Here is a 24,690-nt window from a genome sequence, read left to right as displayed (position 1 = left end):
TCGTCGGGAGTGGGTACTCGGCCACATCGGTACACGGTTCGGCCGACCCTCTCGAGACACACCGCCAATCAGGTACGAGGGTGCTGGTATCTCTCGTACGGACTACCTGCGACGTACTCGAGAGATTCCGCCATCTGACCGTCCGACTTCTCGCTCGGGTGTAAACCCGGCCAGTCACCACGGCGCTGGAGAGTACGTCTACTGATCTGGTGTCGATACCCCCCGGCGCTTCAGGTGCGAGGAATCCGTCGCGAGGTGTCGGGTCGCGCTGTCTCCCGAAGGCACCTTCTCCCGATGGGAGTACCTGGCCGTGAGCGACCCTGGGGCAGTGTACACGGTGACGCCAGTCCGTGGTGGACCCCCGGTTGTGTCTCGATTCCCACCCACTCGCCCGGTTCCAGGAGGGGTGGCCGTCCGAATGCGTGCGTTCGTCCCTGCCCTCCCGACGGGGACGACACGGGCCGCGCCATCGACAGGACCCCGCCCACCTCGCCGAGGAGTCCACGGCGACTTTCGTGGCCGCCGCGACACGAAGCACGTGTGTACTCGATCCGAGAGGACGAGTCGGCTACCGCGGTTCTGTCGAACGAGGGACAATCGCTCGCCGGACGGGAAGGGATCATATCTGGACTCGCATACCCACTCCGCGACGAGTAGCATCTAGAATGGTGTCACCAACGACATCGGATATCTCGATTCACATCCCTTGTTGACGCCCCATTCTAACTCTGTGAACTGAGATAAGGGCCTTTATCTTCACTGAAGGGAACATTCAAGGTGGCGGGGTGTGATGGCCCGTCTATGGACGACCACGCCGATACCTCTCGAACGTCTATCAAGGCGTATCTCCCAGCGTACCAGAAAGAACGGTGGAAAGCCCACGCGGACGCCCTCGAGATGAACCAGAGTGAGTTCGTCAGAACGATGGTACAGGCCGGCCGGAAGGGGTTCGAACCGGCCCACGAGGAACCCGCTTCTAGCGACGCAACCCCTAGGGGTAACGCGCTCGAAACACAGGTGCTCGAGTTACTCGAATCCGACACGTTCTCGTGGGACGAACTGCTCGAGGCGGTGAGCGAAGAGATCGAGACGCGGCTCGAGGAGACGCTCGACGAGTTGCAGAACGCGAACCGAATTCACTACAGCGGTCGCGACGGCGGGTACATCCTCGTCGGTGGTGGCGATGGCCAGTGAGGCGGCGAGCGAAGCGGACGTCACGGATCCGATCGAGTACTTCCTCGACGACCAGCGCTACCACGGGAAGAGCGAACGGACGGTCGAGGCCTACGAACGAGTGTTGCGTCGTTTCGAGCGGTTCGTAGAGTCAGCGGCGGAAGGCGCCGTCACGCCGGCGACGGCCGACCGACGCCAGTGTATGGCCTGGGTACACTCGCTGCGGGCGACACTCGAGGACAGCACCGTCGCGACCTACGCCTCCTACGTCCACCGTTTCTACGACTACATGACGCAGGTGGGCGTCCTCGAGTCGAATCCGATGGTGCTCGTCCTCGCGGAGATGCCCGAATCGATCGACACGAACCCGACCAGACGTGAGCTATCGGTCGCACAGATGCGGGGGTTCGTCGGATCGATCACCCATCCGCTCGAGCGGGCTCTCGTCGTCACCCTGCTCAAGACCGGGATGCGTGTCGGTGAGTGTTGCAACCTGGACCTGCGTGACCTCAACGTCGCCGCCGACGGTCTCTCACTCGAGTGGACGCCGCGTGTCGAAATCGACGCTCGGCCCGCGTCGCTGTACGTCGACGACGAACCGGCCCGCGGCGCGGTGGTCAACGGCGAGCAGCGGACGGCGTCGAACAAGCGAAAGCGCTCGACGGTGGTCCCGGTCGATTCTGAACTCGAGGGTGTGCTGCGCGAGTGGCTCGCGATCAGGCCCGACCCGGTCTCACCGGCCGAGCCGCTCTTTCTCGACACGGGCGAGAGCTGGGGACAGCGAGTGACGCCCGCCGACGTCCGCTACGTCGTCGAACGCCACGCCCGCGCTCACGGCTGGTATCGAACCGGCGGCGGCGCGAGCGAGAACGTCACGCCCCACTACTTCCGTCACTTCTTCACGACCCACCTGCGAGATCGGACGGGTGACCGCGGGGTCGTCAAGTACCTCCGCGGCGACGTCGCGAGCGACGTGATCGACACCTACACCCACAACTGGGGCGACCAGGTTCGATCGGTCTACGAACGGAACATCTACTCGCTGCTCGAGCGCTGACCGGCGCCTTCGACCCGTACACCGGCCAGTAGTGGACCAACGCGGGATTTTTTCGACGGAGACCCCACGCCAGCCAGGGATCAGTTTCTGCCACGGCAGTGTGGGGCGCTCGGGCCGGCTCGGTGCGGTTGTGAGAGCGCTCGTGCCGCCGGCCGACGGCCGATCACCGTCGGACGACGGCTGGCCGATTCGCCGAAATTTGGCACACGAATGACGGTAAATTGGTATTATTGTTTAATTGACTCGGTCGAAACCAGACGTATAAATCGTATGGCGCTATACCGAATAGCGGGCGAGTTCACGAGCGGTGCGGACGAGAGTAGAGGGGTGATGCCGGTGAACGTGCCGACTCCGCGAGTGGGCAACCCGCGTGGGAGTCCCGAACGTTATTCCGGATCTCTCCCGACAGCAGCAGTATGACAGTGATCGTCGTGTTGAACGGGAGCGCTCACGGAATTCCCTCGAGTGCGTGTGCGGACGCCCTTCGCGACCGACTCGAAGAAGACCGATACGAGGTCCGACTCGCCGCGTCACCCGCAGACGAGGTCGACCTCGTCGGTGATGCGGACGTGATCGTCGGCGGCAACGTCAGGCCGGCGGTGCTCGAGGCGGCAGACGACCTGCAGTTGTTCGCCTGTTCCTCCGCGGGGGTTGGCCACGTCGACCTCGAGGCGCTTCGCGAACGTGGCGTCGCCGTCACCAACGCCTCGGGCGTGCACGGGCCGAACATCGCCGAGCACGTCGTCGGCTGGCTGCTGCTGGTCGCCCGACGGCTCGACGAGGGGCTGCGGCGGCAGGCACGTCGGGAGTGGAACCACTTCCAGGCGTTCGGCGAACTGTACGGGTCGCGCGTCTGCGTGGTCGGACTCGGGGCGATCGGCCAGGCGATCTGTACCCGACTCGAGGGCTTCGGCGTCGAGACGGTCGGCGTCCGCTACAGCCCGGAGAAGGGTGGGCCGACCGACGAGGTCTACGGCTTCGACGAGATCGAACGCGCACTCGTCGGTGTCGACTACCTCGTGATCGCCTGCCCGCTCACGGAGACGACGCGCGGACTCATCGGCGAGGACGAACTGGCGACGCTCCCGCCGGATGCAGTCCTGGTGAACGTCGGCCGCGGGCCGATCGTCGACACCGACGCGCTCGTCTCGGCGCTCCGGTCGAACAAACTCCACGCCGCAGCGCTCGACGTGACCGACCCGGAACCGCTCCCCGAGGACCACCCGCTGTGGACGCTCGAGAACGTCTTCATCACCCCACACAACTCTGGGCACACGCCACACTACTGGGAACGAGTCGCGGCGATCCTGGTTCGAAACCTCGAGCGCGTGTCGGAGACCGGCGAGTACGACGACCTCGAGAATCAGGTGGTGTGAGACGAGAATCAGTAGGCGTTCTCGAAGATGCGGACCACGTCGGCGCGCTCGAGGCGGCGGGGGTTCCGTTCGATGTTGTGCAGTGAGTGTTCGAACGCGACGTCGGCGAACGCCTCGAACTCCGCGGTCGTCCCCCTCACGTCGCCGAGTTCGTGCATCCGGTTCGGAATGCCGATGTCGTCGTTGAGCGCCGCGATGGCGTCCGCCCCGCGGCGGGCGTGCTCGAGGGCGGTCTCACCGTCGCGGCGGTCGACGCCGAGCAGGCTCGCGACGTCGGCCAGGCGGTCGGGTTCGGCGGGGGCGTTGTAGCGCACCACGTGGGGGAGGAGGACGGCGTTCGCCCGGCCGTGGCCGATGCCGTACTCGACGCCGAGCGGGTAGGTGAGCGCGTGGACAGCACCGAGACCGGCGTTGACGAACGCCTGGCCGCCGAGGGTGGCGGCGAGACTCATCCGGTAGCGGGCCTCGTCGTTGTGTTCGCCCTGGTGGACCGCCTCGCGGAGGCTCTCACCGACCAGTTCGATCGCCCGCCGTGCCAGCATGTCCGTGTACGGCGTCCTGAGCGTCGAGACGTAGGCCTCGATGGCGTGGCTCAACGCGTCCATCCCGGTGGCGGCGGCGACGCCTGGCGGGAGCGACCGGGTGAGGTCGGGGTCGACCAGCGCGAGATCACAGAAGAGGTGCTCGGAGTAGACGACCTTCTTGTTGTTTTCGTCGTCCTCGTCGGCGAAGACGCCGATGTGGGTGACTTCGCTCCCGGTACCGGCCGTCGTCGGCACGAGGACGGTGGGACGGCCGCGGCCGGGAACGTTCCCCATTCCGAGGAGGTCGCGAACGTCGACGTCGTACTCGGGGAGGACGGCGGCGAGTTTCGCGGTGTCGAGACTGCTCCCACCGCCGACGCCGACCACCACATCTGCGTCGGCCCGCTCGAGTTCACCCGCCGCCCGCTCGGCCATCCCGAGTTTGGGTTCGGGGGCGACGCCGTCGAACGTCGAGACCGCGACGCCCGCTGCCTCGAGTGCGTCGAACACCGGTTCTGCCGCCCCCGCCTCGAGAATGTCGCCGTCGGTGACGACGAGCGCGGAGTCGACGCCCCGGTCGGTGAGGTATCCCTCGAGTTCGGCCGTGACGCCGGCGCCGTAGCGGATGTCGTTCGGACTCTGTACCCTGTAGCCGTCGGCCATCGAACCGATCCCGTCGAACATGGAAGAGGTGGCGGGAGGGAAGCACAAAAGTGTGCAGGAAGGGGCACACGCCGAGGGTGTACACGGTACGGTCCCTCAGTCGGTCGCGTCGATCGAGTCGAGCGACGCGTGTGTGGACTCACGCGAGCCGTCGGCCGGTGGGGACGGCGGCCGCGTCTCGAGTACGCGACGAACGGTTCGGACGAGTGAGTCCGAGTCGTCACTCACCGCTCGCGCCCGGTCGCGGAGTCGCTCGTAGCGTTCCCGAGCGCCACCACCGGCCGCGTTTCGCTCCGTGAAGGGCGTCGTCTCGAGGAACACCGGCGCGGGAGCGTCGGCGAGCGACTCGAGCAGGAGTTGGTTGCCGACGCTGACCCGGAGGTCCGCGAGTATCGTCACGTCGGCGGCGGCGAGTTCCCGTTCGAGTGCGTCGACGGTCGTTCGCTCGAGCGGCGAGAACGGATCGACCGTGAGTGTGTCGACGCCGAGCTGGGCGGCCGTCTCCGCGGCCACGTCGGTGGCCGTCACCGGTCCGAGTGAGGCGTCGACGCCGGCGGCAGCGAGTCGAGCGAGTACACCGGCGGCGGTCCCCCCGGAGCCGACGACGTGAACACGTGGCGGACCCCCCTCTCGGGTGTCGAACGCGACCGAATCGCTCGGGAGCGTCGTCACGTTCGTCGATCCGGTCACCGGGTGCTTCGTGATCGCCGCCGTGGCGTCGAACGCCCGCTCGAGGTGGGCGCTCGTCAGGACGGTCTCCGGCGGGCCACGCTCGAGGACGGTGCCGTCGGCGAGTAAGACGAGCGAGTCACAGTAGCGGGCGGCGAGGTCCAGGTCGTGGATCGCGGCGATCACGGTCTTCCCCTCGGCGGCGAGGTCACAGACGAGTTCGAGCGTCTCGACCTGGTGGGCGATGTCGAGACTGGCCGTCGGTTCGTCGAGGACGATCACGGGTGTGTCCTGTGCGAGCGTGCGCGCGAGCAGCACGCGCTGGCGTTCACCGCCGCTGACGGTCCCGATCGAGCGCTCGGCGAGCGAGTCGGTGGCGGTTCGCTCGAGTGCGTCCTCGATCAGTTTTCGGTCGTCAGCCGTCGGGGGTGAAAAGCGCGAGCGGTACGGCGTCCTGCCCATCTCGACGATCGATCGGACGTCGAAGGCGAACGAGACCGTCGTCTCCTGGGGGACGACCGAGAGGAGTCGGCTGGTCGCTCGAGACGAGAGTGCGTGGACGGTCTCGCCGTCGACGACGACCGTACCAGCGTCGGGGGTGAGGACGCCGGTGAGCGCACGCAGGAGGGTGGTCTTCCCCGCCCCGTTCGGGCCGATGAGACCGACGACCTCGCCGCGCTCGACCGACAGCGAGACGTCGCTGAGGATCTGCTGGCCGCCGAGTGAGAGCGAGAGGTCGGAGATATCGACCATCGGGTACTCGTCGGGGGTGGGGACGGGGTCCGGCCGTCGCCCGTCAGGCGTCACAGTGCGTGCACCTCCCTGCGGACCAGCAAGTAGAGGAAGAAGGGCGCGCCGAGTGCGGCGGTGACGATGCCGACGGGGACCTCGGCGGGTCCGGCCCTGGCGATGGTATCAGTGGCGACGAGAAACGAGGCACCGGCGAGTGCGCTCGTCGGGAGGAGGATCCGGTGGTCGGGACCGACGATGAGCCGCATCATGTGCGGGACGACGAGACCGACGAAACCGATGACGCCTGCAACGGCAACGCCCGCCGCGGTGATCACGCTCGCGAGGGCGAGCAACAGCAGTTTGGTCCGCTCGACCTCGACGCCGAGGTGGTGGGCGTCCTCCTCGCCGAGGAGCAAGACGTTCATCTCGCGCGTGTACGCCCCGAGGATCACGACGCCGGCGAGGACGAACGGCAGCGAGAGAGCGACGTCGTTCCAGGTGCTGTTCGAGAGGTGGCCCATCAGCCAGACGACGGCCTCGCGGAGGCTCTCACCGCTGTGTAAGAGCATGTAGGAGATGACCGCACCGAGAAACGCCTGTATCGCGACGCCCGCGAGCAACAGGGTCGCGACCGGCGTCCGCCCACCCTCGGTCGCGATGGCGTAGACGAGAAACGCCGTGACGACGGCCGTCGTGAACGCCGCCGGGCGCAGGCCGACCGGAACCAGCACCGGAAAGGCGATCACGGCGACCGCGCCGACGGCCGCCCCCGAGGAGACGCCGATGATCGACGGGTCGGCCAGCGGGTTGCGGAAGAAACCCTGCATGACCGTTCCCGCCGCGGCGAGACCGAACCCCACCGTCGCCGCGAGTGCGATTCGCGGCAGGCGAATGTCGGCGACGATGGTCTGGTGGGCCGACGGAACGTCGAACGCGAACAGCGGCGCGAACTCGAGTGCAACCACCGGCACCGTCCAGCCCACGATGGGCACGGCCCACCCGGTGCGCTCGAGTCCGACGGGGACGACCACCGCGTTCAGAATCGCCATCGCGACGGTCACGGGGTCGATACTGACCGAGCCGAGGGCGGCGCTCGCGACGACGACACCCGCGAGTAGCGCCGTCAGGCAGAGCGACCAGGCGAAGATACGGCTCGGTCGGGTCACTGTACACAACCTCGCTTGCTTTAGGCAAATATTTGTTGGAGTGTGTTCGAGGTGGGAGCGATGAAGCGACTCCTCGCAGTACTGGTGACAGTGGTAGTCCTCGCGGGCGCGTTCGCTCCGGCGGTCGTCGCCGGCGGCGCGTCGGGCGGGGTAAACGAGGCGACCTGTGAGTACCCGCTCGAGTTCGAGGACGCGGGCGGTGAGACGTTCACGCTCGAAGAGCCACCCGAGCGCGTCGTGGCGCTCCAGCCGAGTGACGTCCAGTTGGTGTACGAAATCGGTGCCGAAGAGACGCTCGTCGGAATGCCGATCAATCAGTACACCGACGCCCACGACCCCGGTGACCGGACGAACATCGACGTTGCGGGGGAGGAATCCGTCGACATCGAAGCCGTGATCGACCTCGAGCCTGATCTGGTCCTCGCCGCCGCCGTCACCGTCGATGACGACGTCGAACAGCTTCGAAACGCGGGGCTGACGGTCTATCAGTTCGAGACTGCGGCCGCTATTTCGGACATCCGCGAGAGCGTCTTCGAGACCGGACTCCTCACCGGTGAGTGTGGCGGTGCACTCGAGCGTATCGGCTGGATGGACGACCGACTCGAGGCGCTCGAGGACGCACTCGAAGGCGAAGAGCGTCCGCTCGCCTACTGGTCGCTCGGCTTCGGCTGGACGGCCGGTGAAGGGACGTTCCAGGAGGAGATTCTCGAGACGGCGGGCGTCGAGAACCTCGCCTCGGCGGTCGGCATCGAGGGCTGGATGGAGATCAGCGACGAACAGATCGTCGACGCCGACCCCGAGTGGATCGTCTACGGCGTCGAGAGCGACGGCGAGTCGCCCGAGCTGAGCGAGGGGGCGATGGCGACGACGGCGTACGAGGAAGACAACCTGGTCGCGGTCTCCTCGAACCAGGTGAACCAGCCCGCACCGCACGTCGTCTACGCCATCGAGGACATCGTCGAAGCGGTCCACCCCGAGGCGTACGCCGAAGCACAGGCAGAGTTGGGACTCGAGACCGACCTCGATTCGGCGGGCGGTGACGAGGAGGCAGACGCTGACGGCGAGGGGGCGGACGCAGACGACACTGGCGCGGGTGCGGACGAGGCTGACGACGAAGCGAGCGGCAGTACAGACGAGGGCGACGACAGCGCCGAGTCGATCCCCGGCTTCACGCTGCCTGCGGCCGTCGTCGCGGTGCTCGTCGGGACGGGACTGTTCGCCCGCCGCCGGCGCTGACCCGATCCGCTGACCGTCACGTTTTGAAAAGCGTTTACTCACCCCCCGTCAGACGTATCCGTATGGTCGAAAACGTCATCTGGCCCGCGTATCTCGACGCCTCCCTCTCGCGGTCCGATGGACGACGCGTCCCACAGGACCTCGCCGTCGACGAACCGACGGTCGAGGAGATCGCAAAGGCCGTCCAGCAGATCGGCTACGACGCCGCCGTCGAGCGCGAGAAAGCCTACTCGCGCGAACCCTGGGCCAGGCGGGGACGCGTCGTCGTCCGCGGTGCCGACGACTCGACGAAGAACGATCTCGTCCAGGCCGTCGCGGCGTACGTCGTCGCGATGCGCACCTAACCGTGGCGATGTATCGCGTCGGGTCGGTCGTTCGCACTGCCCAGGGCCTGCTCGTCCTCCGTGCGGAGGGTGAAGGTGACGAGACGGAGATCGGAACCATGGTCCTCGACGACTCACTCGAGAAAGTCGGCCGCGTCGTCGACGTCTTCGGACCCGTCTCCCGGCCCTACGTCGCCGTCACGCCGAACCCGAGCGTCCACGCGCCCGGATTGGTCGGGTCGACGCTCTACGCGCGGGCGTAGACGACCGTGTGAGGGTGTGGTCGGGCCCGCAGCCTCGTCCACGTTTCTGACGAGAAGAGCGCAACACCAATACGAGCGGCACGCAAACCGGGCGACATGAACGATCGGACCGGGGTCCTCGCTGCGGTTCTCGCGGTGGTGGCGCTGTTTCTCGCCGTACAACTCGGTGCGCTGGCACTGGTCGAACCCTTCCACGACGCAGAGCACCAGGTCGTCGAAGACCCGGACGATCCGGTGATCAGCCTGCTCTACTTCCTCGTGATCCTCCTGATGACGGGCTTCATGCTCGCGGCGTTCAAGTACGACGCCCAGTGGGTGATCCGCGCCATCGTCGTCGGCGTGAGCGCGATGCTCGCCTGGTTCGTCTTCGCGGAGGTCGTCCCGCCGTTCGTGGTGGTCTACGACCTGCACGCACTCGCCCTCCTCGGCGCACTCGCCGTCGGCGTCGGCTTGCTGGCCTACCCCGAGTGGTACGTCATCGACGCCGCCGGAGTCGTGATGGGTGCGGGCGCGGCCGGGCTGTTCGGCATCAGTTTCGGCCTGCTTCCCGCACTGCTGTTGCTCGCGGCACTCGCCATCTACGACGCTATCAGCGTCTACAAGACGAAACACATGCTCTCGCTCGCCGAGGGCGTCATGGACCTGAAAATTCCCGTCGTCCTCGTCGTCCCCACCACACTGTCGTACTCCTACCTCGCGACCGACAGCACCGCCGGCGTCATCGAGGGCGACGAGTCGGCGCCGACGGGGACGGCGGATGGCTCTGCTGCCAACGGCGGAGACGCCGACGGCTCGAGTACGACGGACGGTGACGATGCCGGCGACGACGGCACCGATTCCGACGACCAGTTCGAGCGCGACGCGCTGTTCATCGGTCTCGGCGACGCCATCATCCCGACCATCCTGGTCGCCAGCGCCGCCTACTTCATCGAGGAGGGTACACTCGAGGTCCCCCTCATCGCGCTCAACCTCTCTGCGCTGGGTGCGATGGTCGGCACGCTCGTTGGCCTGGTCGTCCTGCTCTACATGGTGTTACAGGGGCGCGCCCACGCGGGACTACCCTTACTCAACGGCGGCGCGATCACCGGCTACGTACTCGGCGCACTCGCCAGCGGCGTCTCGCTCGCGACGGCGCTCGGCTTCTGAATCAGCCGTGCTCGAGTCCCTCGAGTAGGGCGTCGATCCGCTCGCGCTCACTCGAGAGCAGTTCCGGATAGACGCCGACGGCGACCAGGTGATCGTCGGCGTTGTCGAAGCGCGCGATGTCGATTCTGACCTCGACCTCGAGACCGTCGGTTAGCAGCGCCTCGCCCTCGAACGTCTCGACCTCGGTGTCGTGTCCGAGGATCGGGACGGTCCTCGAGTCGATTGCGTCGCCCACCGAGAGCGGTGTGTACGTCTCCTGGGCCTCGTCGACGAGTTCGCGCGTGCTCAGATCGGCAATCGGGTTGTGCTGGGTGCCGAGGAGCGATACCTGCGGGGTCGAGGCCGCGCCGAAGACGCTGGTTCGGACCTCACCGAGACCGGGGACGGTGCTCCGTCGCTCGTACTGGGCGGCGTAGCTGGTCACCTCGACGCGCTGTCTGGCGACCGTCTCTTCGCGAACGTCCTCGTCGGTCCCCTGGTGTTCGTAGCCCTGTTCAGTCGCCACCGCCTCGCGGACCTCGACGGGCGTCGCGGTGTGCGTCGTCAGCCTCCCGACCAGCGTGTCGAGACAGCCTGCAGTCATCACACAGCCACACGCAGCGAGACCAGCGAGTGCTCGGCGGCGGTGCATACGCTCTCGACCTCGAGAAGGACGATAAACACCGCCACCGTCTCTCACCGTGCGAGGACAATTTTGCTGGCGAGTCGTTACTCCACCGACGACCGTCAGGGTCAGGGAGCGGTCGCCGATGCGTCGGCGTCTGTTCGTTCGTGTGTCGCTCCGGTGATCTCGAAGCGAGCGCCGCCGTCCTCGCTCGCACCGACCGAGACGCTCCAGCCGTGTGCACGCGCCACCCGGTCGACGATGTGGAGACCGTAGCCGGAACCCTCCTCGACCGTCGAGTAGCCCGACTCGAAGACGTGGTCGCGTGTCTCCGGCGGAATGCCGGGACCGTCGTCCTCGACGTAGAAGCCGTCCTCGAGCGTGCCGACGCGAACGGTCACGCCGGGTTCGTCGCTCTCGCGCTCGGTTCCTGGCCGGGTCCCGTGTTCGATGGCGTTGCGAAAGAGGTTCTCGAAGAGGTGGCCGACGAGGTCGGGATCGACGTCGACCGTCTCCGAGCCGCGAACCTCGAGCGCCGACCCACTCGTTTCGACGTGTGACCAGGCCGCCCGTGTGAGCGTCTCGAGCGAGCAGGCGCGTGTCTCATCGACGTCGTCGGCGCTCGCGAGGACGAGCGCGTCGTCGATGATCGTCGACATACGCTCGAGCGAAGAGTGGAGCGACTCGTGAGCGCTCCCGTCGGTGACGTCTGCGAGGTGAGAGACTTCGGCGAGGGCAACCGACAGGGGGTTCCTGAGGTCGTGTGAGAGCATTCCTGCGAACGACTCCATCCGTTCTGCCTGCGCTGCGACCCGTTCTTCGGCCAGGCGCCGTTCCGTGATGTCAGCGTGGACAACCAGGACGTACCGTTCGCCACCGTGCTCGAACGCCGTCGCCTGCATCGTAAACCACCGTTTCGTTCCCGGCGAGTGGCAGGGATACTCGAACGAGACGGTCGATTCGTCGCCCTCGAGCAGGGCGCGAATCCCGGCCGCCGCCTCGGCCGCGACCGGGTCGTCACTCGCGTCACACACCTCGAGATAGTTCCCGTGACCACAGACGACGTCGGTCGGACCATCGTTCTCGCGGCCGAACCACCGCCACGTCTCGTTGGTTCTGACGATGTCGCCTGTAGAATCGAGTATCGCGGCAGTCGACGGCAGGACGTCGAATGCAGCGGCGACCAGCGGCCCCGGATCGGACATGTCGGAACGGACGCCAGCCACGTACTTGAGGAATATGGCTCCGCTGGTGTCACGTCCTACGAATCGAGCCGGTAGGTCGGGCCGTCGTCGGTGTCTTGCACCTCGACGCCGAGTGCCTCGAGTTCCGCTCTGAGTTCGTCGGCGCGCTCGTAGTCGCCCGCCGCCCGCTCCTGTTCTCTCACGTCGAGGACGAGTTCGACCACGTCCGCCGCGAGGTCGACCTCGCCGGTCGTCTCGCCGGTGAACGAGAGACCCAGCACGCCGCCGAGTTCCTCGAGCGTCTCGACGGCTCGCTTGAGACCGCGATAATCGTGCGGCGGTTCGTCGACGTGACGGTTGATCGCTCCGGCGAGTTCGAGCAACGCCGACTGTGCCTCGCGTGTGTTGAAGTCGTCGTTCATCGCGGCCGTAAACGCCTCGCGCACCGCGTCGACGCTCGAGCGGAGCGCCTCGTCTTCGGTGACCGAGGAGGCCTCCGGGGAGTCGAGCGCACCGGTCGCCCGCTCGTAGGCGCGCTCGAGTCGCTCCCAGCGCTCGAGTGCCTCGCTGATCGTCTCGTCGCTGTAGAGCTGCTGGCTGTTGTACGAGCCGGCAGTGAGGAACGTTCGCAGGGCGTTGGTCCCCCACTTCTCGATGCCCTCGCCGACGGTGACGAAGTTGCCGAGACTCGAGGACATCTTCTCGTCGCCCATCCGGAACAGTTCACAGTGGAGCCAGTAGGTCGCGAACTCCTGGCCGGTCGCGGCCTCGCTCTGGGCGATCTCGTTCTCGTGGTGGGGGAAGACGAGGTCGCGCCCACCGACGTGAATGTCGAGGGTCTCACCGAGGTGGGCCATACTCATCGCCGAACACTCGATGTGCCAGCCTGGGCGGCCCTCGCCCCACGGCGAGTCCCAGGTCAGGCCCTCGGTTGGCTCACCCTCGACGCCCTCGTGTCGGTGTTCACAGACGGCGTCCGGGTCGACGCCGCCGCCCTTCCAGAGGGCGAAGTCCGCCGGATGGCGTTTCTCCGAGCGCTCGCGCTCGTCTCCCTGGGCTTCGATCTCGTCGACCTGCTGGTTCGAGAGTTTGCCGTACTCCTCGAAGGCGGTGACGTCGAAGTAGACCGACCCGTTCGACTCGTAGGCGTACTCGCGTTCGATCAGCGTCTCGATCAGCTCGACGATCTGGGGGATGTGCTCGGTGACACGCGGATACACCTCCGCACGCAGCAGGTTGAGCGACCGCATCGCCGTGATCGCCTCGGCGACGTAGGTTCGCGCCACCTCCTCCTCGCTCTCACCGAGGTCGTCCTCGCCGACGCGGGCGACGATCTTTTCGTTGACGTCCGTGAAGTTCTCGACGTGACGGACCTCGTAGCCGAGGTGCTCGAGCCAGCGGTGCATCACGTCGACGTGGACCCACGAGCGGGCGTGGCCGAGGTGGGGCGGGTCGGAGACCGTCAGGCCACAGTAGTAGAGGGAGACGTTTTCGGGGTCCTGTGGCTCGAACGGCTCCTTCTCGCCCGTCAACGTGTTCGTCACGTACAGGGTCATTGTCTCACCATATCCGGTGGCCGAAGTTAAAGCGTCTGGTGCGCTTTCACCGCTCAGGAGGGAACCGACTCGAGCGCCCCTTCGACGAGACGGACGGCGTTCACGCCGTCGCGTCGGCCCACCACGACGGCCAGCGTTCCGTCGGCGACGGCTGCTGACTCGACCTCGATCTCGGCGAGCGCCAGTCGCTCGAGCACGCTCGAGAGCGCACTCGCGTCGACCGCACCGTTCGCGAGGATGGCGGTCCGGTCGCCGCCGGTCGCACCCGTCTCCGGGACGCCGAGGGCGCCCGCACCGACGACGATCAGTGCCTCCTCGAGCGTCTCCACCGGGCCGAGTCCACTCTGCATGGTTACGCGCGCGTCGCGCGCGTCGGTCTCGTAGTCGGGGAGGTCCTCCGCGTAGCGCCGGAGCGCCGTCGCGACCGCCTCGAGTTCGCCGTCGACGTCGAGAAAGCGGGCGGCGGCGGTGTAGTTGACGACCTCTGCGCGGAGTGCGGCGACGAGAAACGGGTGGCGCTCGAGCGCCCGTCTCGTCTCGGCGGCGAGTGACATACGAGCGAGCGCGACGGCCGGTCGCATAAACCCGGTGATCGAACGCGAGACCGCGGCGCTTTTGAGGCGACCGGTCGACCTCCCGCTATGGACCCAGCAGACGTCGAACGCCTCATCGAAGACGGACTCGAGGGTGCGGAAGCGACCGTCACGCGCGCACGCGGAGAACACGACGACGACCACCTCGCGGCGACGGTCGTCTCGCCGACGTTCGAGGACACCCCACTGGTCGCCCAGCACCAGCAGGTCTACGACGCCCTCGGCGAGCACATGACGACCGACATCCACGCGCTCGAACTCTCGACGTACACGCCCGAAGAGTACGCCGAACTCGAGGGCGAGTGAGCGGTCCGGTTCTGGACCTCTCGAACGCCGACAGTTGACGTTCGCAAACCGAGTGTGAAAATAACTGCTCGAGTGAGCCACGCCGGTGCGTTTCGGTGGCTTTTACCTCACCGGGGCGAACCGCACAGCTATGGCAGACGAGTTCCGCACTGAGACGGACAGCATCGGTGAGATGCAGGTACCCGCAGAGGCCTACTGGGGGGCACAGACCCAGCGCGCAGTCGAGAACTTCCCCATCTCGGGGCTGACCTTCGGCCGCCGGTTCATCCGGGCGCTGGGCGTCGTCAAGAAGGGGGCCGCCCAGGCCAACCGCGACCTCGGTCTGCTCGAGGCGGAGGTCGCAGACGCCATCGTCGAGGCCGCAGACGAGGTCATCGCGGGCGAACTCGACGACCAGTTCCCCGTGGATGTCTTCCAGACCGGCTCCGGGACCTCCTCGAACATGAACGCCAACGAGGTGATCGCCAACCGCGCGGCCGAACTCATGGGACGCGAGATCGGCGACCGCGCGGTCCACCCGAACGACCACGTCAACTACGGCCAGTCGAGCAACGACGTGATCCCGACGGCGATGCACGTCGCCAGTCTCGAGGCCGTCGAGAAAGACGTCATCCCGGCGCTCGATACGCTCCGGGAGGCGCTCGAGGCGAAAGAGGAGGAGTTCGACGACGTCGTCAAGACCGGGCGGACGCACCTCCAGGACGCGACGCCGGTCACCCTCGGCCAGGAGTTCGGCGGCTACCGGACTCAGGTCGAGAAGGGCCTGGCGCGCGTCGACAAAGCGCGAGAACACCTCGCCGAACTCGCCCTCGGCGGGACGGCGACCGGCACCGGTCTCAACACCCACCCCGAGTTCCCCGGCCGCGCCGCCGAGTACATCACGAAAGAGACCGGCGTCCACTTCCGCGAGGCCGACGACCACTTCGAGGCCCAGGCCGCCCACGACGCGATGAGCGAGGCCCACGGTGCGCTGCGCGTCGTCGCAGGCTCGCTCAACAAGATCGCCAACGACCTCCGACTGCTCGCCTCGGGACCGCGAAACGGGCTCTGTGAACTCGAGCAGCCCGAGAACCAGCCAGGCTCGTCGATCATGCCCGGCAAGGTGAACCCGGTCGTCGCCGAGGCGGTCAACCAGGTCCACAAGCAGGTCGTCGGCAACGACGCCGCCGTCGCCGCCGGGGCCGCCGAGGGCCAGCTCGACCTCAACCTCTACAAACCGCTGCTCGCGTACAACTTCCTCCAGTCGGCGGAACTGCTCGCCAACTCGAGTGAGGTGTTCGCAGCACGGTTCGTCCGCCCGCTCGAGGCCAACCGCGAGCACTGTGCGACGGCGGTCGAACAGAGCATGGCGCTCGCGACGCCGCTGAACGTCCACATCGGCTACGACAAGGCGAGCGAGGTGGCGAAGACGGCGATGAAAGAGGGCAAGACCGTTCGCGAAGTCGCGCTCGAGAAAGGATACATTACCGAGGAGGAAGCCGACGAAGTGCTCGATCCGCGGGCGATGACCCGGCGTGGAATCCTCGGCCGAGACGAGTAGTACTACCCGGAACACTCTCGTATCTTACATACTATTCCTCACGGTCTATATAGTGCTCGCCGGGGTGGTGTCTCCCCGACCGGTGTGACTGATCGAAGGTTACTCGAGTGTGAGTACTATCCGCATACTGGCACTCTTTCTTACCGACTGATCGGCCGTAAATCGGGACATAGAGCCTGGATCGAACGGAATCGATATGGAATAAAAGAACCCAAGCAGTTTTTAGTGATGTCGTCGTCAGACGAAACATGCACACCTGTCGCAACTGCAACCAGTCGTTCCAGACTGAACTTGCGCTCGAGCTTCACCGGGACTCGTGCAAGAAAGGACAATTATTCTGTCAGGTCTGTGGCGACCGGTTTCGCGAGCGTGACGCGACCCAGGACGGCTGGCACTATTCGTGCCCGAACGAGGAGTGTGACGGCGAGGGATTGAAAGAGGACCTGTTCAACGTACCCGACGTCAGAGTAGCACGACACTGAGGACGAACCGAGAACGTGTGTCTCGAGTTCCGACGCGGCCGGTGAGCGGAGAATCGGGACCGACGTGGAAAACCCATCTTTTATTCCCGGTCGAATCGTGTCGGGAGCTATGGAACGGCTCGACCCCCGGGTGCGGCCCGTCTGGCTCACGATTGCGGTGATTCGGGCCGGGTTCGCTGGCGGGTTTCTCGTCGGCGGGGCAGCGATCGTCACGGAGTCGACCGACTGGACGGGCGGCGACGTCCGCCTGATCTGGGCTGCGGTCGCCGTCGCGGCCTTCGTCCTCGTCTTTCGCGTCGCCGTCGCCTGGCAGCGCTACCGCGTCTGGCGCTTCGACGTGCGCGAGGACTCGCTCTACATCGAACGCGGCGTCTTCACACGGATCAAGACCGTCGTCCCCTACGTCCGCCTCCAGCACGTCGACACCCAGCGCGGGCCGGTCGAGCGCTCGGTCGGGCTAGCGACCGTCGTCATCTACACGGCCGGCTCTCGTAGCGCCGACGTAGCGATTCCGGGACTCGACCCCGAGCGCGCCGAGGAACTTCGCGAGGAACTCAGACGCCTGGCGATCGAGAGCGAAGGTGAAGACGCGGTATGACCGAGGACCACGACACGGAGCGCGAAACGGGGTCCGGAGACTCGCCGCACTCGAGCGGCGACGAAGGGGTTCGGCCGTCGGACCGGACCTCCACACCGGAACCGAGTGAGGGGGCGACGAGAGACGACGCTCCCGCATCTGGGGCGAACGACGGGCCAGCGCCACCGAACGACGAACCCGAGACCCCGCCGGGAGCCGTGTCGGCGGGTCCGAAAGAACAGCAGTTACACCCGGCGTCCGTCCCCTACCGCTCGCTCTCGCGGAGTGTGAGCACCGGGTCGCTGTTCTTCTTCATCGGCATCGTCGCCTCGCCGGGCGGTGCGGGGGCGAACCTGGTTCTCATCGGCGCGATGGTCGTCGTCGGGATCCTCGTGGGCATCGCCTACGAGTTCGCCTACTACCAGCGCTTTCGCTATCGGCTCACGAACGACACCTTCGACGTGGCTTCCGGCGTCGTCTCGAGACGCGACCGCGAGGTGCCACTCAGGCGCATCCAGAACGTCGACGTTCGCCAGAACGTCCTCCAGCGTGCGCTCGGCATCGCCGCCGTCCACGTCGAAACCGCCGGTGGGGGCGCGACCGAGGTGACGCTGCAGTACGTCGACGAGACCGAAGCCAGACGGCTCCAGCGCCGCCTCAGAGACGGGCCACGGGAGCGGACGGAGAACGGTGAATTCCCCGAGGACGAGGCGGACGAAGAAGACGAGGAACTCCTCTTCGAGATTCAGCCGAACGAACTCGCCATCTTGAGCGCCTTCACCATCGACCCCGGTGCGAGCGTGCTCGCGACCATCGCCCTCTCGTTCGCGAGCGGGTTCGACCCCGCGACGCTGATTCCACTCGACTTCATCGAGACCGACCTCCCCGGAACCGGCCTGGTCGCCATCGCCTGGGCGGTTCTCATCTTCGCCGTCGCCGCCTGGGTGTTGAGTGCCGCGCTCACCTTCACCCGCTACTACGGCTTTCGGCTCACCCGGACGAACGGTGAACTGCGCTACGAACGCGGTCTCCTCCAGCGCTACAGCGGGACGATTCCGCTCGAGAAGGTCCAGACGCTCACGATCAAGGAATCGGTGCCGTTTCGCTGGTTCGGCTACGGCTCACTCGCCGTCGAAACGGCGGGCTACGCCCCCGGCCAGTCCGGCTCCCGGGGAGCCGAGTCCGCCGTGCCGCTCGCCGAAGCGGGCCGCGTCCGCGAACTCGCCCGGTCGGTCGAACCCGTCGAGGTACCCGACCTCGAGCGCTCGCCACGTCGAGCACGCGAGCGCTACGGCGTGCGGTACTTCCTCGTCGTCGCCGCCCTCGTCGCCGGCAGCTACGCCCTGGCGACCACCACCGACGTCGTCGTCGACTGGTACGTCACCCTCGTACTGCTCGTACTCGTGCCGGTCGCCGCCCACCTCAAGTGGACTAACCGCGGCTTTCACCTCGGAGACACCTACTTCTTCGCGCGCACCGGCTTCTGGCGACGGACGACGAAGATCGTCCCCCACTACCGCGTCCAGTCGGTCGTCTACAACCAGACGATCTTTCAGCGGCGCCGTCGGCTGGCGAGTGTCACCGCCGACACCGCGAGTTCCGCCGCCTTCTTCGGCCGGGCCGGGACTGCCTACGACATCGACCACGGCCGCGCACTCGAGGTCCAGCGGACGCTCAACGAGCGCTTACAGGAACAACTGCGCCAGCGCAAACACCAGCGCGTGCTCGACCGACTGGCGACACGCGACTGGTCGGACGAGCCGATGCGGGACGAAGCGACACAGGACGAACGGGACGACGAGCGCTCGAGCGACACCGAGGACCGTGGGTCGCTCGAGTGAGGCCATCCCTGCTACTCCGCTCGGAGCCACGGCACGACATCCTGCCCGACGTTCACCGGAGAGGACGTCACCGACGTCGTGCCGACGAGGGGACGGGGAACCGGTAGTGGACTCGCGCCGTGTGAGCGAAGGAGGGACAACACGAAGAAGTATGACATCCTCCCCGGCGTGAACGCCGGGGTTTCCTCACGCTGGGAGTCTCGGCTATGCCGAGTCCACGGAGGCAACTTTCGGGTTCGTGTGCTCCTCGTTGGGACGGGAAGAGCGTGGTGACTCCAGCCAGTCGTGGCTGTCCCACTTGAGGCACACGGGCCGTGCCATCGGCCGTACTACGTCTGTTTCGTGCCGTTGACGAGACACTTCGTGTCTCGTTCGCCAATCAGAACTCTTTGAGTTCTGATGACGCCTCAGGAACGTCTCGCTTGCTGCAAGGTCCGCGTGACCTTCGAAACCGCAGGCACACGTGAGCGTGTCTTGGTGCCGTGTGGTCCGGTCCGTCGAACCGCAGTTCGGACACGTCTGCGAGGTCCACGCTTCCGTGCGGACTTCGACGCAGATACCGAACTCCTCGGCGGTGTCGGCGAGCCGTCCGACGAACCGCCGGAACGCCCAGAAGTTGTGCAGTTTGGCGTTCGTCCGAACCGACCAGTGTCTCGAGCACGTCGGTTAAGTCGCCGACGTACACCGTCGAAACGCCCTCGTCGTACAGTCGTTCGATCAGGTCTCGACAAAGCGCGTCCTGTGCATGGTCGCGTCGTCGGGTCCGGCGTCGGTACAGCGAGTCGATCTGCTTCGAACTGTACCGACCTTCCCGAAGTTTCGACTGAAGTTCGGCGATCCGTTGCGTGGTCTCGCGGAACCGTTCGAACAGGTCGCGACCTTCGTACAGGTACTGCTCGCCGGTCGAAACCGTACAGGCGACGATGTTGTTCGCGCCGATATCCAGAGCGGCGGATTCGTCCGCCAGTGGTTGTGCCAGTCGAGAATTGTCGATAGTGACTGGCTGAAAGGCCCTGAACGTCTCGCTCACATCGTCGTAATACAGTTCTAACCGACCCTGCTTGTCGTACTCGTTCCAGTTGGGTTCGCCGCGAACTTCGAGTCGGAGTCGTTCTTGGCGGCCAAGTCCGTACTCTTCTTTCAGGTCTTGGCCGACGAGTATCTCGAGGCGAGAGTATTCACCCCACTCGACCGAGTACGACGTGTTTCGGATGTACGTCCGCAGTTCGCGGCCCTCGTCTTGGTTGTCGAAGCGAATCTACGATTCGCTGACCATTGGAGAGCTTTGCTCTCCAAGACCCCAGAAGCCGGGCGTGCCGTTGGCTTCGCCCTTCTCTCGGAGTGCGAAGAACGACCGCCACGCGTTGCGGTTCTTGCGCTCGATCTGCTGAACGGTTGACGCGCCGAGCGTCCCGCCGTACCGACCGCGGTACTCGTCGATTTCCCACACGTCGCCGTCCGGGTCGTCGAAGTTGGTTCGGCGCTGGTAATTGATCTCGTTCCAGAGAGCGGCTGAAGCGTCCAACAGTCGGCGAAGTAACTCCTCGTCCTCGTCGGACTTCGGAACCACTTCGAACTCGTTGGTGCGCTTCATCGCTACTTCTGTGTACGAGCGCAACTAACATAGACCTACGGATTCTCGTAGACACTGTGTCGAACCACGTTAACATCGAAGTGCCTGACGACGAACAGTACGAACGCATCAAGCGCGTGAAGAACGAACACGGTCTGACGTGGCGCGGGATGTTGATCCACGCCGCTGACGACTTGGAGACTCCGGCCGGGGAGTGACCGATGGTTCGCGTCGACGAGTGACGCGATTCACGCCCGCTGAGCAAACCGAAGGTTTGCGATGCCCATCAGAACGCTTGCGTTCTGAGGACGCCGTGAACGGCGGGACTCTCTCGCTGTTTTAGGTAGCACGTTCGGCGGTGCGCCTTCTACGCACAGCCGACGCGGGCTTTTGACCCCAGGCGTCGATATCGGCCTGTGACTACCTTCGTCGTCGTCGGTGGAGACGCCGCCGGCATGTCCGCCGCGAGTAAAGCGAAACGCGACGACCCCGAACTGGATGTCGTCGTCTTCGAGAGAGGTGAGTGGGTCTCCTACGGTGCCTGTGGCCTGCCGTACTACGTCAAAGGCGAGATTCAGTCGCTCGAGCACCTCGTCTCGGTGACGCCGGAAGCGTTCCGGGAGGAACGCGACATCGATCTGCGGACGGGCCACGAGGTCGTCGCGATCGACCCCGACGACAGAACGGTCACGGCCGAACACGAAGGAGGCGAGACGGTCCAGCCGTACGACCGGCTGTTGCTCGCGACGGGGTCGGAGTCGGTAGTGCCACCGATCGACGGGACGGAACTCGAGGGCGTCTACACGCTCGGGTCGATGAGCGACGGCAAAGAACTCCGTGAGTACGTCGCGAGGGCTCGAGACGGAGACACACTCCAGCAGCCCGACAGGGGACCGGCCTGTCGGTATCTCGAGGACTGTGCCGGTCCCGTCGGTATCGTCGGTGGCGGCTACATCGGCGTCGAAATGGCCGAGGCGCTGGCAGCGAACGGGTTCGAGGTCAACCTGTTCCAGCGTGGCGAGCGCGTGCTGACGGGGTTCAGCGACGCGACGAGTGAGGCGGTCGCCGACCACCTCCGAGAGCGAGACGTCGTCGTTCACCTCGGGACCGACGTACAGACCCTCACGGGCGGTGACCGTGTCGAGACCGTCGTCACGGTCGACGAACGGATCGACGTCGAGATGGTCCTGCTCGGAACGGGTGTCAGACCGCGGACGGCGCTCGCCGAGGACGCGGGCATCGCACTCGGGGAGACCGGTGCGATCGAGACCGACGCGTATCGGGAGACGAACGTTTCCGACGTCTACGCGGCGGGCGACTGCGCCGAATCGGCGCACGTCGTCACGGGCGAACCGGTGTACGTCCCGCTCGCACTGACGGCCAACCGTCACGGCCGGGCGGTCGGCCAGACGGTCACCGGGAAGCCGACCGAAGGAGGGGCGGTCGCCGGGACGGCAGCCGTCAAGGCGTTCGACATCGAGGCGGCACGGACCGGTATCCTCGACCACGAAGCGGCTCGAGCGGCGGGCTTCGATCCGGTGAGCGAAACCGTCACGGCGAACTCCCGTGCGGGCTACTATCCCGAGGGTGGGACGGTGACGGTCACCTTGACCGCCGACCGTGAGACGGGGCGTATCCTCGGTGCGAGCCTGGTCAGCGAGTACGGTGAGGGCGCCGTCCACCGCAGCCACGCGATCGTCGCGGCACTGACGGAGGCAGCGACCGTCTCCGACCTCGAGAACTACGACCTCGCGTACGCGCCGCCGTTCAACACCACGTGGGACCCCGTCCTCGTCGCCGCGAAGGTGCTCTCCGGAACGGTCCGCTAACGCGCGCTGAAACCCCAGGAGTGTCACGCAGGAAGCGAGGACACTCGCCAGTACCGCCACGCTTATTTCCCCGCCGAATTCGCTCGACACATGGAACAGTGGTCCTCGCGGATCGGCTTCGTCTTCGCGGCCATCGGTGCTGCCGTCGGTCTGGGCAACATCTGGCGGTTCCCCGCCGTCGTCGGGCAAAACGGCGGTGGAGCCTACCTCGTCCCCTACCTGATCGCGGCGTTCGCCTTCGCGATCCCGTTGATGATTCTCGAGATTTCGGTCGGTCGGTCGCTCAAAGCCGACGTCGTGACGGCCTGTCGCCGGATCCGGTCCGAGTTCGAGATCGTCGGCTGGCTCATCGGCGGGTCGGTGCTCGCGGTGTTGAGTTACTACCTGGTCATCACGGGGTGGGTCCTCGCGTTCGCGCTCTTCTCGCTTCTCGGATCGACACCCGCCTTCGGCGAGTTCACCGGCACCTACCAGCCGATCGTCTTCTTCGTCGTCTCGACGCTCGCCGTCGGGACGATCGTCTCCCTCGGCATTCAAGGGGGGATCGAACGCATGGCGAGCGTGTTGATCCCACTGACGTTCGTCGTCCTCCTCGGGCTGGCGGGCTACGTCGCGACCCTCCCGGGCTTCACGGACGGACTGCGATTTTTCCTCACGCCCGACGTCTCGGTCCTCTCCGACCCACTGATCTGGAGTGCGGCGTTCGGCCAGGTGTTTTTCACCTTCTCGGTGGGGATGGGGGTCTTGCTCACCTACGGGAGCTACCTCGGCGCGGACGCGAACGTCCCGCGTTCGTCCGTGATCATCGCACTCGCCGACCTCACGGTCGCCATCCTCGCGGGGATCGTCATCTTCGGGATCGTCTTCACCGTCGGCGGCGAACCCGCAGCAGGGACGGAACTCGCCTTCTCGACGCTGCCAGCCGCCTTCGAGGCGATGCCCTTCGGCTCGGTCCTCGCCGTCTGTTTCTTCGGGCTGCTGTTCGTCGCCGCGATCGCCCCGTCCGTGGCCATGCTCGAGGTCGGTGTCGCGGGGGCGATGCGGACGACCGACTGGTCGCGCCGACGCGCGAGCGCCGTCGTGACCGGCGTGGTATTGCTCGTGGGTCTCCCGTCGGCTCTGAGTTACAGCGCCGTCGAACTCTCGGTGCTCGGCCGTCCGTTCCTCGACGTGCTGGATTCGACCGTCGGAACGCTCGGACTGCCGCTCGGTGCGCTCGCGCTCATCGTCGTCTTCGCGTGGGTCCAAGATCAGGCGGTCCTGCGAGAACAGCTCGGCGACTCCATCGTCCTCCCGCTGGTGAAGTACGTCGTCCCGCTCGTCTTAGTCGTCGTCACGACGCTCGGACTCGTCGCCGGTCTCGACCGCTCGCGCTGGCGACGCCTCCCGGGAGCCGAAACGCTCGCGAGCCTCGACGCGATGACGGCATCGCTACTCGTCGCGCTGGTACTCGCCGCCGTCGGCTGGCTGCTCTACCGGCGGCGGCGCTCACGCCGAGAATCCTCCCAGCAGGCTACATGAAGCCGTAGTCGTCGGTCACCCGCGGCCGGATCCGGTCGTCTTCCTGCTGGGCCTCGAACTGCGCTGCCAGCGCCTCGTAGTGTTGGTGTGTCCGGTCGGCGAACTCGCGGAGGTCGGTCGTATCCACGTCCAGCCCGTAGAGCCCGTCGAGACCTTCCGCGAGGCGTAACGCAGCGCTCGCGTCGAGTGGGAGTCGCGGATCGACAGCACTCGCGATCACACCCACCCGGAGCGTCGTATCCATCGCTCGGGAGAGCAGACTCGCGTTGCTCCCGGTCAGGAACCCGCCGTGAAGCGGCCCGATCGAACTGTCGGCGAGACGGCTCTCGAGATAGTCCTCGGAGGCGACGTAACACAGCTCGTCGACCGGCTCGAGCCACGGGATCGAGGTCAGCAGCGTCACCTCCTCGATCGCTCGCTCGTCGATCCACTCCACGAGGGTCCGGCCGAACGGCTCGGAGAGCTGCAGCGGGACTGGCAACTCGCTGGTCAGGAACGTACACTCGAGTTCCGGACTCGAGAAGAGCCTGGTGTGGTGGTACGGCTGGCCGTCGGTGTACGGGGTGATCGCCGGAAGCCCGCTGGTCTGGATGTGTCCGGTCTCCTCGAGTGCGAGTTGCTCGATGAGGTACTGTGTCGCGGAGATGCCAGCCATGCCGGGTCCGGGGAGTGCGACGATCAGCGTCGACTCCGGTGGTTCGTCGGCGTCGACCTCGATGGTCAGTTCGTCGGTCATCGTTCCGTGTATGTCCACCG

The 24,690-nt window shown here is 66.2% G+C and carries 23 protein-coding genes and 1 pseudogene; 15 read left to right on the top strand and 9 right to left on the bottom strand.

The annotated features are described in order from the left end of the window. Nucleotides 1-801: 801 nt before the first annotated feature. The 3 genes from N0B15_RS06570 (at nt 802) to N0B15_RS06560 (ending at nt 3,606) form a co-directional block, all read left to right on the top strand. Nucleotides 802-1,194: a DUF5805 domain-containing protein gene (locus tag N0B15_RS06570; protein ID WP_263018790.1), complete on the top strand. Its 393-nt coding sequence runs from the start codon at nt 802-804 to the stop codon at nt 1,192-1,194. Then, nucleotides 1,184-2,230: a tyrosine-type recombinase/integrase gene (locus N0B15_RS06565; protein ID WP_263018789.1), complete on the top strand. Its 1,047-nt coding sequence runs from the start codon at nt 1,184-1,186 to the stop codon at nt 2,228-2,230. Before N0B15_RS06570 ends, N0B15_RS06565 begins: the two co-directional genes overlap by 11 nt. A gap of 416 nt (nt 2,231-2,646) precedes the next feature. After that, complete coding sequence (locus N0B15_RS06560; RefSeq protein ID WP_263018788.1) at nt 2,647-3,606, top strand: D-2-hydroxyacid dehydrogenase; 960 nt, start codon at nt 2,647-2,649, stop codon at nt 3,604-3,606. An 8-nt stretch (nt 3,607-3,614) separates the two neighbouring features. Here N0B15_RS06560 and N0B15_RS06555 read toward each other — a convergent pair whose 3' ends face one another. The 3 genes from N0B15_RS06555 to btuC all read right to left on the bottom strand — a co-directional run bounded on the left by N0B15_RS06555 (nt 3,615) and on the right by btuC (nt 7,360). After that, nucleotides 3,615-4,814: an iron-containing alcohol dehydrogenase gene (locus N0B15_RS06555; RefSeq protein ID WP_263018786.1), complete on the bottom strand. Its 1,200-nt coding sequence runs from the start codon at nt 4,812-4,814 to the stop codon at nt 3,615-3,617. A gap of 75 nt (nt 4,815-4,889) precedes the next feature. Then, entirely contained in the window at nt 4,890-6,269 is a 1,380-nt protein-coding gene (locus tag N0B15_RS06550) for a heme ABC transporter ATP-binding protein (protein ID WP_263018785.1), read from the bottom strand. After that, complete coding sequence (gene btuC, locus N0B15_RS06545) at nt 6,266-7,360, bottom strand: vitamin B12 ABC transporter permease BtuC (RefSeq protein WP_263018784.1); 1,095 nt, start codon at nt 7,358-7,360, stop codon at nt 6,266-6,268. Before btuC ends, N0B15_RS06550 begins: the two co-directional genes overlap by 4 nt. A 60-nt stretch (nt 7,361-7,420) precedes the next feature. On the opposite strand from btuC, the gene N0B15_RS06540 reads away from it, so the two are divergent. The 4 genes from N0B15_RS06540 to N0B15_RS06525 all read left to right on the top strand — a co-directional run bounded on the left by N0B15_RS06540 (nt 7,421) and on the right by N0B15_RS06525 (nt 10,328). After that, complete coding sequence (locus N0B15_RS06540) at nt 7,421-8,596, top strand: PGF-CTERM-anchored ABC transporter substrate-binding protein (RefSeq protein ID WP_263018782.1); 1,176 nt, start codon at nt 7,421-7,423, stop codon at nt 8,594-8,596. Between the two features lie 62 nt (nt 8,597-8,658). Further along, nucleotides 8,659-8,940, top strand: coding sequence for a signal recognition particle subunit SRP19 (srp19, locus tag N0B15_RS06535; RefSeq protein WP_263018781.1), 282 nt, complete (start codon nt 8,659-8,661; stop codon nt 8,938-8,940). Nucleotides 8,941-8,948: 8 nt separating this feature from the next. Beyond that, nucleotides 8,949-9,182 carry an H/ACA ribonucleoprotein complex subunit GAR1 gene (locus N0B15_RS06530; protein ID WP_263018780.1) on the top strand — a complete coding sequence of 78 codons (234 nt, stop codon included), beginning with the start codon at nt 8,949-8,951 and terminating at the stop codon, nt 9,180-9,182. A 96-nt stretch (nt 9,183-9,278) separates the two neighbouring features. After that, a complete protein-coding gene (locus tag N0B15_RS06525) occupies nt 9,279-10,328 on the top strand; it encodes a presenilin family intramembrane aspartyl protease PSH (protein WP_263018779.1) in 1,050 nt (349 codons plus the stop codon). A gap of 1 nt (nt 10,329) precedes the next feature. Here N0B15_RS06525 and N0B15_RS06520 read toward each other — a convergent pair whose 3' ends face one another. The 4 genes from N0B15_RS06520 to N0B15_RS06505 form a co-directional block, all read right to left on the bottom strand. After that, nucleotides 10,330-10,959, bottom strand: a complete 630-nt coding sequence (locus tag N0B15_RS06520; protein ID WP_263018778.1) for a DUF6517 family protein — start codon at nt 10,957-10,959, stop codon at nt 10,330-10,332. A gap of 101 nt (nt 10,960-11,060) precedes the next feature. Continuing rightward, nucleotides 11,061-12,137: a PAS domain-containing sensor histidine kinase gene (locus tag N0B15_RS06515; RefSeq protein WP_263018777.1), complete on the bottom strand. Its 1,077-nt coding sequence runs from the start codon at nt 12,135-12,137 to the stop codon at nt 11,061-11,063. Between the two features lie 56 nt (nt 12,138-12,193). Beyond that, nucleotides 12,194-13,672: a cysteine--tRNA ligase gene (gene cysS / locus N0B15_RS06510; RefSeq protein WP_263018775.1), complete on the bottom strand. Its 1,479-nt coding sequence runs from the start codon at nt 13,670-13,672 to the stop codon at nt 12,194-12,196. A 53-nt stretch (nt 13,673-13,725) separates the two neighbouring features. Then, complete coding sequence (locus tag N0B15_RS06505; RefSeq protein ID WP_263018774.1) at nt 13,726-14,226, bottom strand: DUF7523 family protein; 501 nt, start codon at nt 14,224-14,226, stop codon at nt 13,726-13,728. An 87-nt stretch (nt 14,227-14,313) separates the two neighbouring features. On the opposite strand from N0B15_RS06505, the gene N0B15_RS06500 reads away from it, so the two are divergent. From N0B15_RS06500 to N0B15_RS06480, 5 genes are all read left to right on the top strand, one after another. Then, a complete protein-coding gene (locus N0B15_RS06500) occupies nt 14,314-14,571 on the top strand; it encodes a BolA family protein (RefSeq protein WP_263018773.1) in 258 nt (85 codons plus the stop codon). Between the two features lie 130 nt (nt 14,572-14,701). Next, nucleotides 14,702-16,111, top strand: coding sequence for a class II fumarate hydratase (locus N0B15_RS06495; RefSeq protein ID WP_263018772.1), 1,410 nt, complete (start codon nt 14,702-14,704; stop codon nt 16,109-16,111). A 248-nt stretch (nt 16,112-16,359) separates the two neighbouring features. Beyond that, nucleotides 16,360-16,593 (top strand): HVO_2901 family zinc finger protein, encoded by a 234-nt coding sequence (locus N0B15_RS06490; protein WP_263018771.1) that lies wholly within the window; start codon nt 16,360-16,362, stop codon nt 16,591-16,593. A gap of 109 nt (nt 16,594-16,702) precedes the next feature. Continuing rightward, nucleotides 16,703-17,191 (top strand): PH domain-containing protein, encoded by a 489-nt coding sequence (locus N0B15_RS06485; RefSeq protein WP_263018770.1) that lies wholly within the window; start codon nt 16,703-16,705, stop codon nt 17,189-17,191. Beyond that, entirely contained in the window at nt 17,188-19,011 is a 1,824-nt protein-coding gene (locus N0B15_RS06480; RefSeq protein ID WP_263018769.1) for a PH domain-containing protein, read from the top strand. The genes N0B15_RS06485 and N0B15_RS06480 overlap by 4 nt, the downstream gene beginning before the upstream one ends. A 204-nt stretch (nt 19,012-19,215) precedes the next feature. Here N0B15_RS06480 and N0B15_RS06475 read toward each other — a convergent pair. Beyond that, nucleotides 19,216-20,605 (bottom strand): annotated as a pseudogene (locus N0B15_RS06475) (RNA-guided endonuclease InsQ/TnpB family protein). 56 nt (nt 20,606-20,661) lie between these two features. Between N0B15_RS06475 and N0B15_RS06470 the strand changes: the two are divergent. The 3 genes from N0B15_RS06470 (at nt 20,662) to N0B15_RS06460 (ending at nt 23,934) form a co-directional block, all read left to right on the top strand. Next, nucleotides 20,662-20,802, top strand: coding sequence for a hypothetical protein (locus N0B15_RS06470; RefSeq protein ID WP_021780798.1), 141 nt, complete (start codon nt 20,662-20,664; stop codon nt 20,800-20,802). A gap of 198 nt (nt 20,803-21,000) precedes the next feature. Then, entirely contained in the window at nt 21,001-22,413 is a 1,413-nt protein-coding gene (locus N0B15_RS06465) for an FAD-dependent oxidoreductase (RefSeq protein ID WP_263018768.1), read from the top strand. A gap of 90 nt (nt 22,414-22,503) precedes the next feature. Next, on the top strand, nt 22,504-23,934 hold the full coding sequence (locus N0B15_RS06460) for a sodium-dependent transporter (protein WP_263018767.1): 1,431 nt from the start codon (nt 22,504-22,506) through the stop codon (nt 23,932-23,934). Here N0B15_RS06460 and N0B15_RS06455 read toward each other — a convergent pair. Next, nucleotides 23,927-24,670, bottom strand: coding sequence for a proteasome assembly chaperone family protein (locus N0B15_RS06455; RefSeq protein ID WP_263018766.1), 744 nt, complete (start codon nt 24,668-24,670; stop codon nt 23,927-23,929). The two genes, N0B15_RS06460 and N0B15_RS06455, sit on opposite strands and share 8 nt — an antisense overlap. Nucleotides 24,671-24,690 lie beyond the last annotated feature (20 nt).

Origin of the sequence: Natronobiforma cellulositropha (assembly GCF_025629245.1) — an archaeon.
In the GTDB taxonomy this organism is placed as follows: domain Archaea; phylum Halobacteriota; class Halobacteria; order Halobacteriales; family Natrialbaceae; genus Natronobiforma; species Natronobiforma cellulositropha.
This window is presented reverse-complemented; position numbering and strand designations above follow the sequence as displayed.

Bases quoted from the DNA above. Each gene is read 5' to 3' on its own strand.
- N0B15_RS06505 (WP_263018774.1), bottom strand. From the start codon at position 14,226: ATGTCACTCGCCGCCGAGACGAGACGGGCGCTCGAGCGCCACCCGTTT.
- N0B15_RS06455 (WP_263018766.1), bottom strand. From the start codon at position 24,670: ATGACCGACGAACTGACCATCGAGGTCGACGCCGACGAACCACCGGAG.
- N0B15_RS06565 (WP_263018789.1), top strand. From the start codon at position 1,184: ATGGCCAGTGAGGCGGCGAGCGAAGCGGACGTCACGGATCCGATCGAG.
- N0B15_RS06460 (WP_263018767.1), top strand. From the start codon at position 22,504: ATGGAACAGTGGTCCTCGCGGATCGGCTTCGTCTTCGCGGCCATCGGT.
- N0B15_RS06530 (WP_263018780.1), top strand. From the start codon at position 8,949: ATGTATCGCGTCGGGTCGGTCGTTCGCACTGCCCAGGGCCTGCTCGTC.
- N0B15_RS06500 (WP_263018773.1), top strand. From the start codon at position 14,314: ATGGACCCAGCAGACGTCGAACGCCTCATCGAAGACGGACTCGAGGGT.
- N0B15_RS06490 (WP_263018771.1), top strand. From the start codon at position 16,360: ATGCACACCTGTCGCAACTGCAACCAGTCGTTCCAGACTGAACTTGCG.
- srp19 (WP_263018781.1), top strand. From the start codon at position 8,659: ATGGTCGAAAACGTCATCTGGCCCGCGTATCTCGACGCCTCCCTCTCG.
- N0B15_RS06495 (WP_263018772.1), top strand. From the start codon at position 14,702: ATGGCAGACGAGTTCCGCACTGAGACGGACAGCATCGGTGAGATGCAG.
- N0B15_RS06485 (WP_263018770.1), top strand. From the start codon at position 16,703: ATGGAACGGCTCGACCCCCGGGTGCGGCCCGTCTGGCTCACGATTGCG.
- cysS (WP_263018775.1), bottom strand. From the start codon at position 13,672: ATGACCCTGTACGTGACGAACACGTTGACGGGCGAGAAGGAGCCGTTC.
- N0B15_RS06515 (WP_263018777.1), bottom strand. From the start codon at position 12,137: ATGTCCGATCCGGGGCCGCTGGTCGCCGCTGCATTCGACGTCCTGCCG.
- N0B15_RS06560 (WP_263018788.1), top strand. From the start codon at position 2,647: ATGACAGTGATCGTCGTGTTGAACGGGAGCGCTCACGGAATTCCCTCG.
- N0B15_RS06540 (WP_263018782.1), top strand. From the start codon at position 7,421: ATGAAGCGACTCCTCGCAGTACTGGTGACAGTGGTAGTCCTCGCGGGC.
- N0B15_RS06525 (WP_263018779.1), top strand. From the start codon at position 9,279: ATGAACGATCGGACCGGGGTCCTCGCTGCGGTTCTCGCGGTGGTGGCG.
- N0B15_RS06480 (WP_263018769.1), top strand. From the start codon at position 17,188: ATGACCGAGGACCACGACACGGAGCGCGAAACGGGGTCCGGAGACTCG.
- N0B15_RS06555 (WP_263018786.1), bottom strand. From the start codon at position 4,814: ATGTTCGACGGGATCGGTTCGATGGCCGACGGCTACAGGGTACAGAGT.
- N0B15_RS06520 (WP_263018778.1), bottom strand. From the start codon at position 10,959: ATGCACCGCCGCCGAGCACTCGCTGGTCTCGCTGCGTGTGGCTGTGTG.
- N0B15_RS06570 (WP_263018790.1), top strand. From the start codon at position 802: ATGGACGACCACGCCGATACCTCTCGAACGTCTATCAAGGCGTATCTC.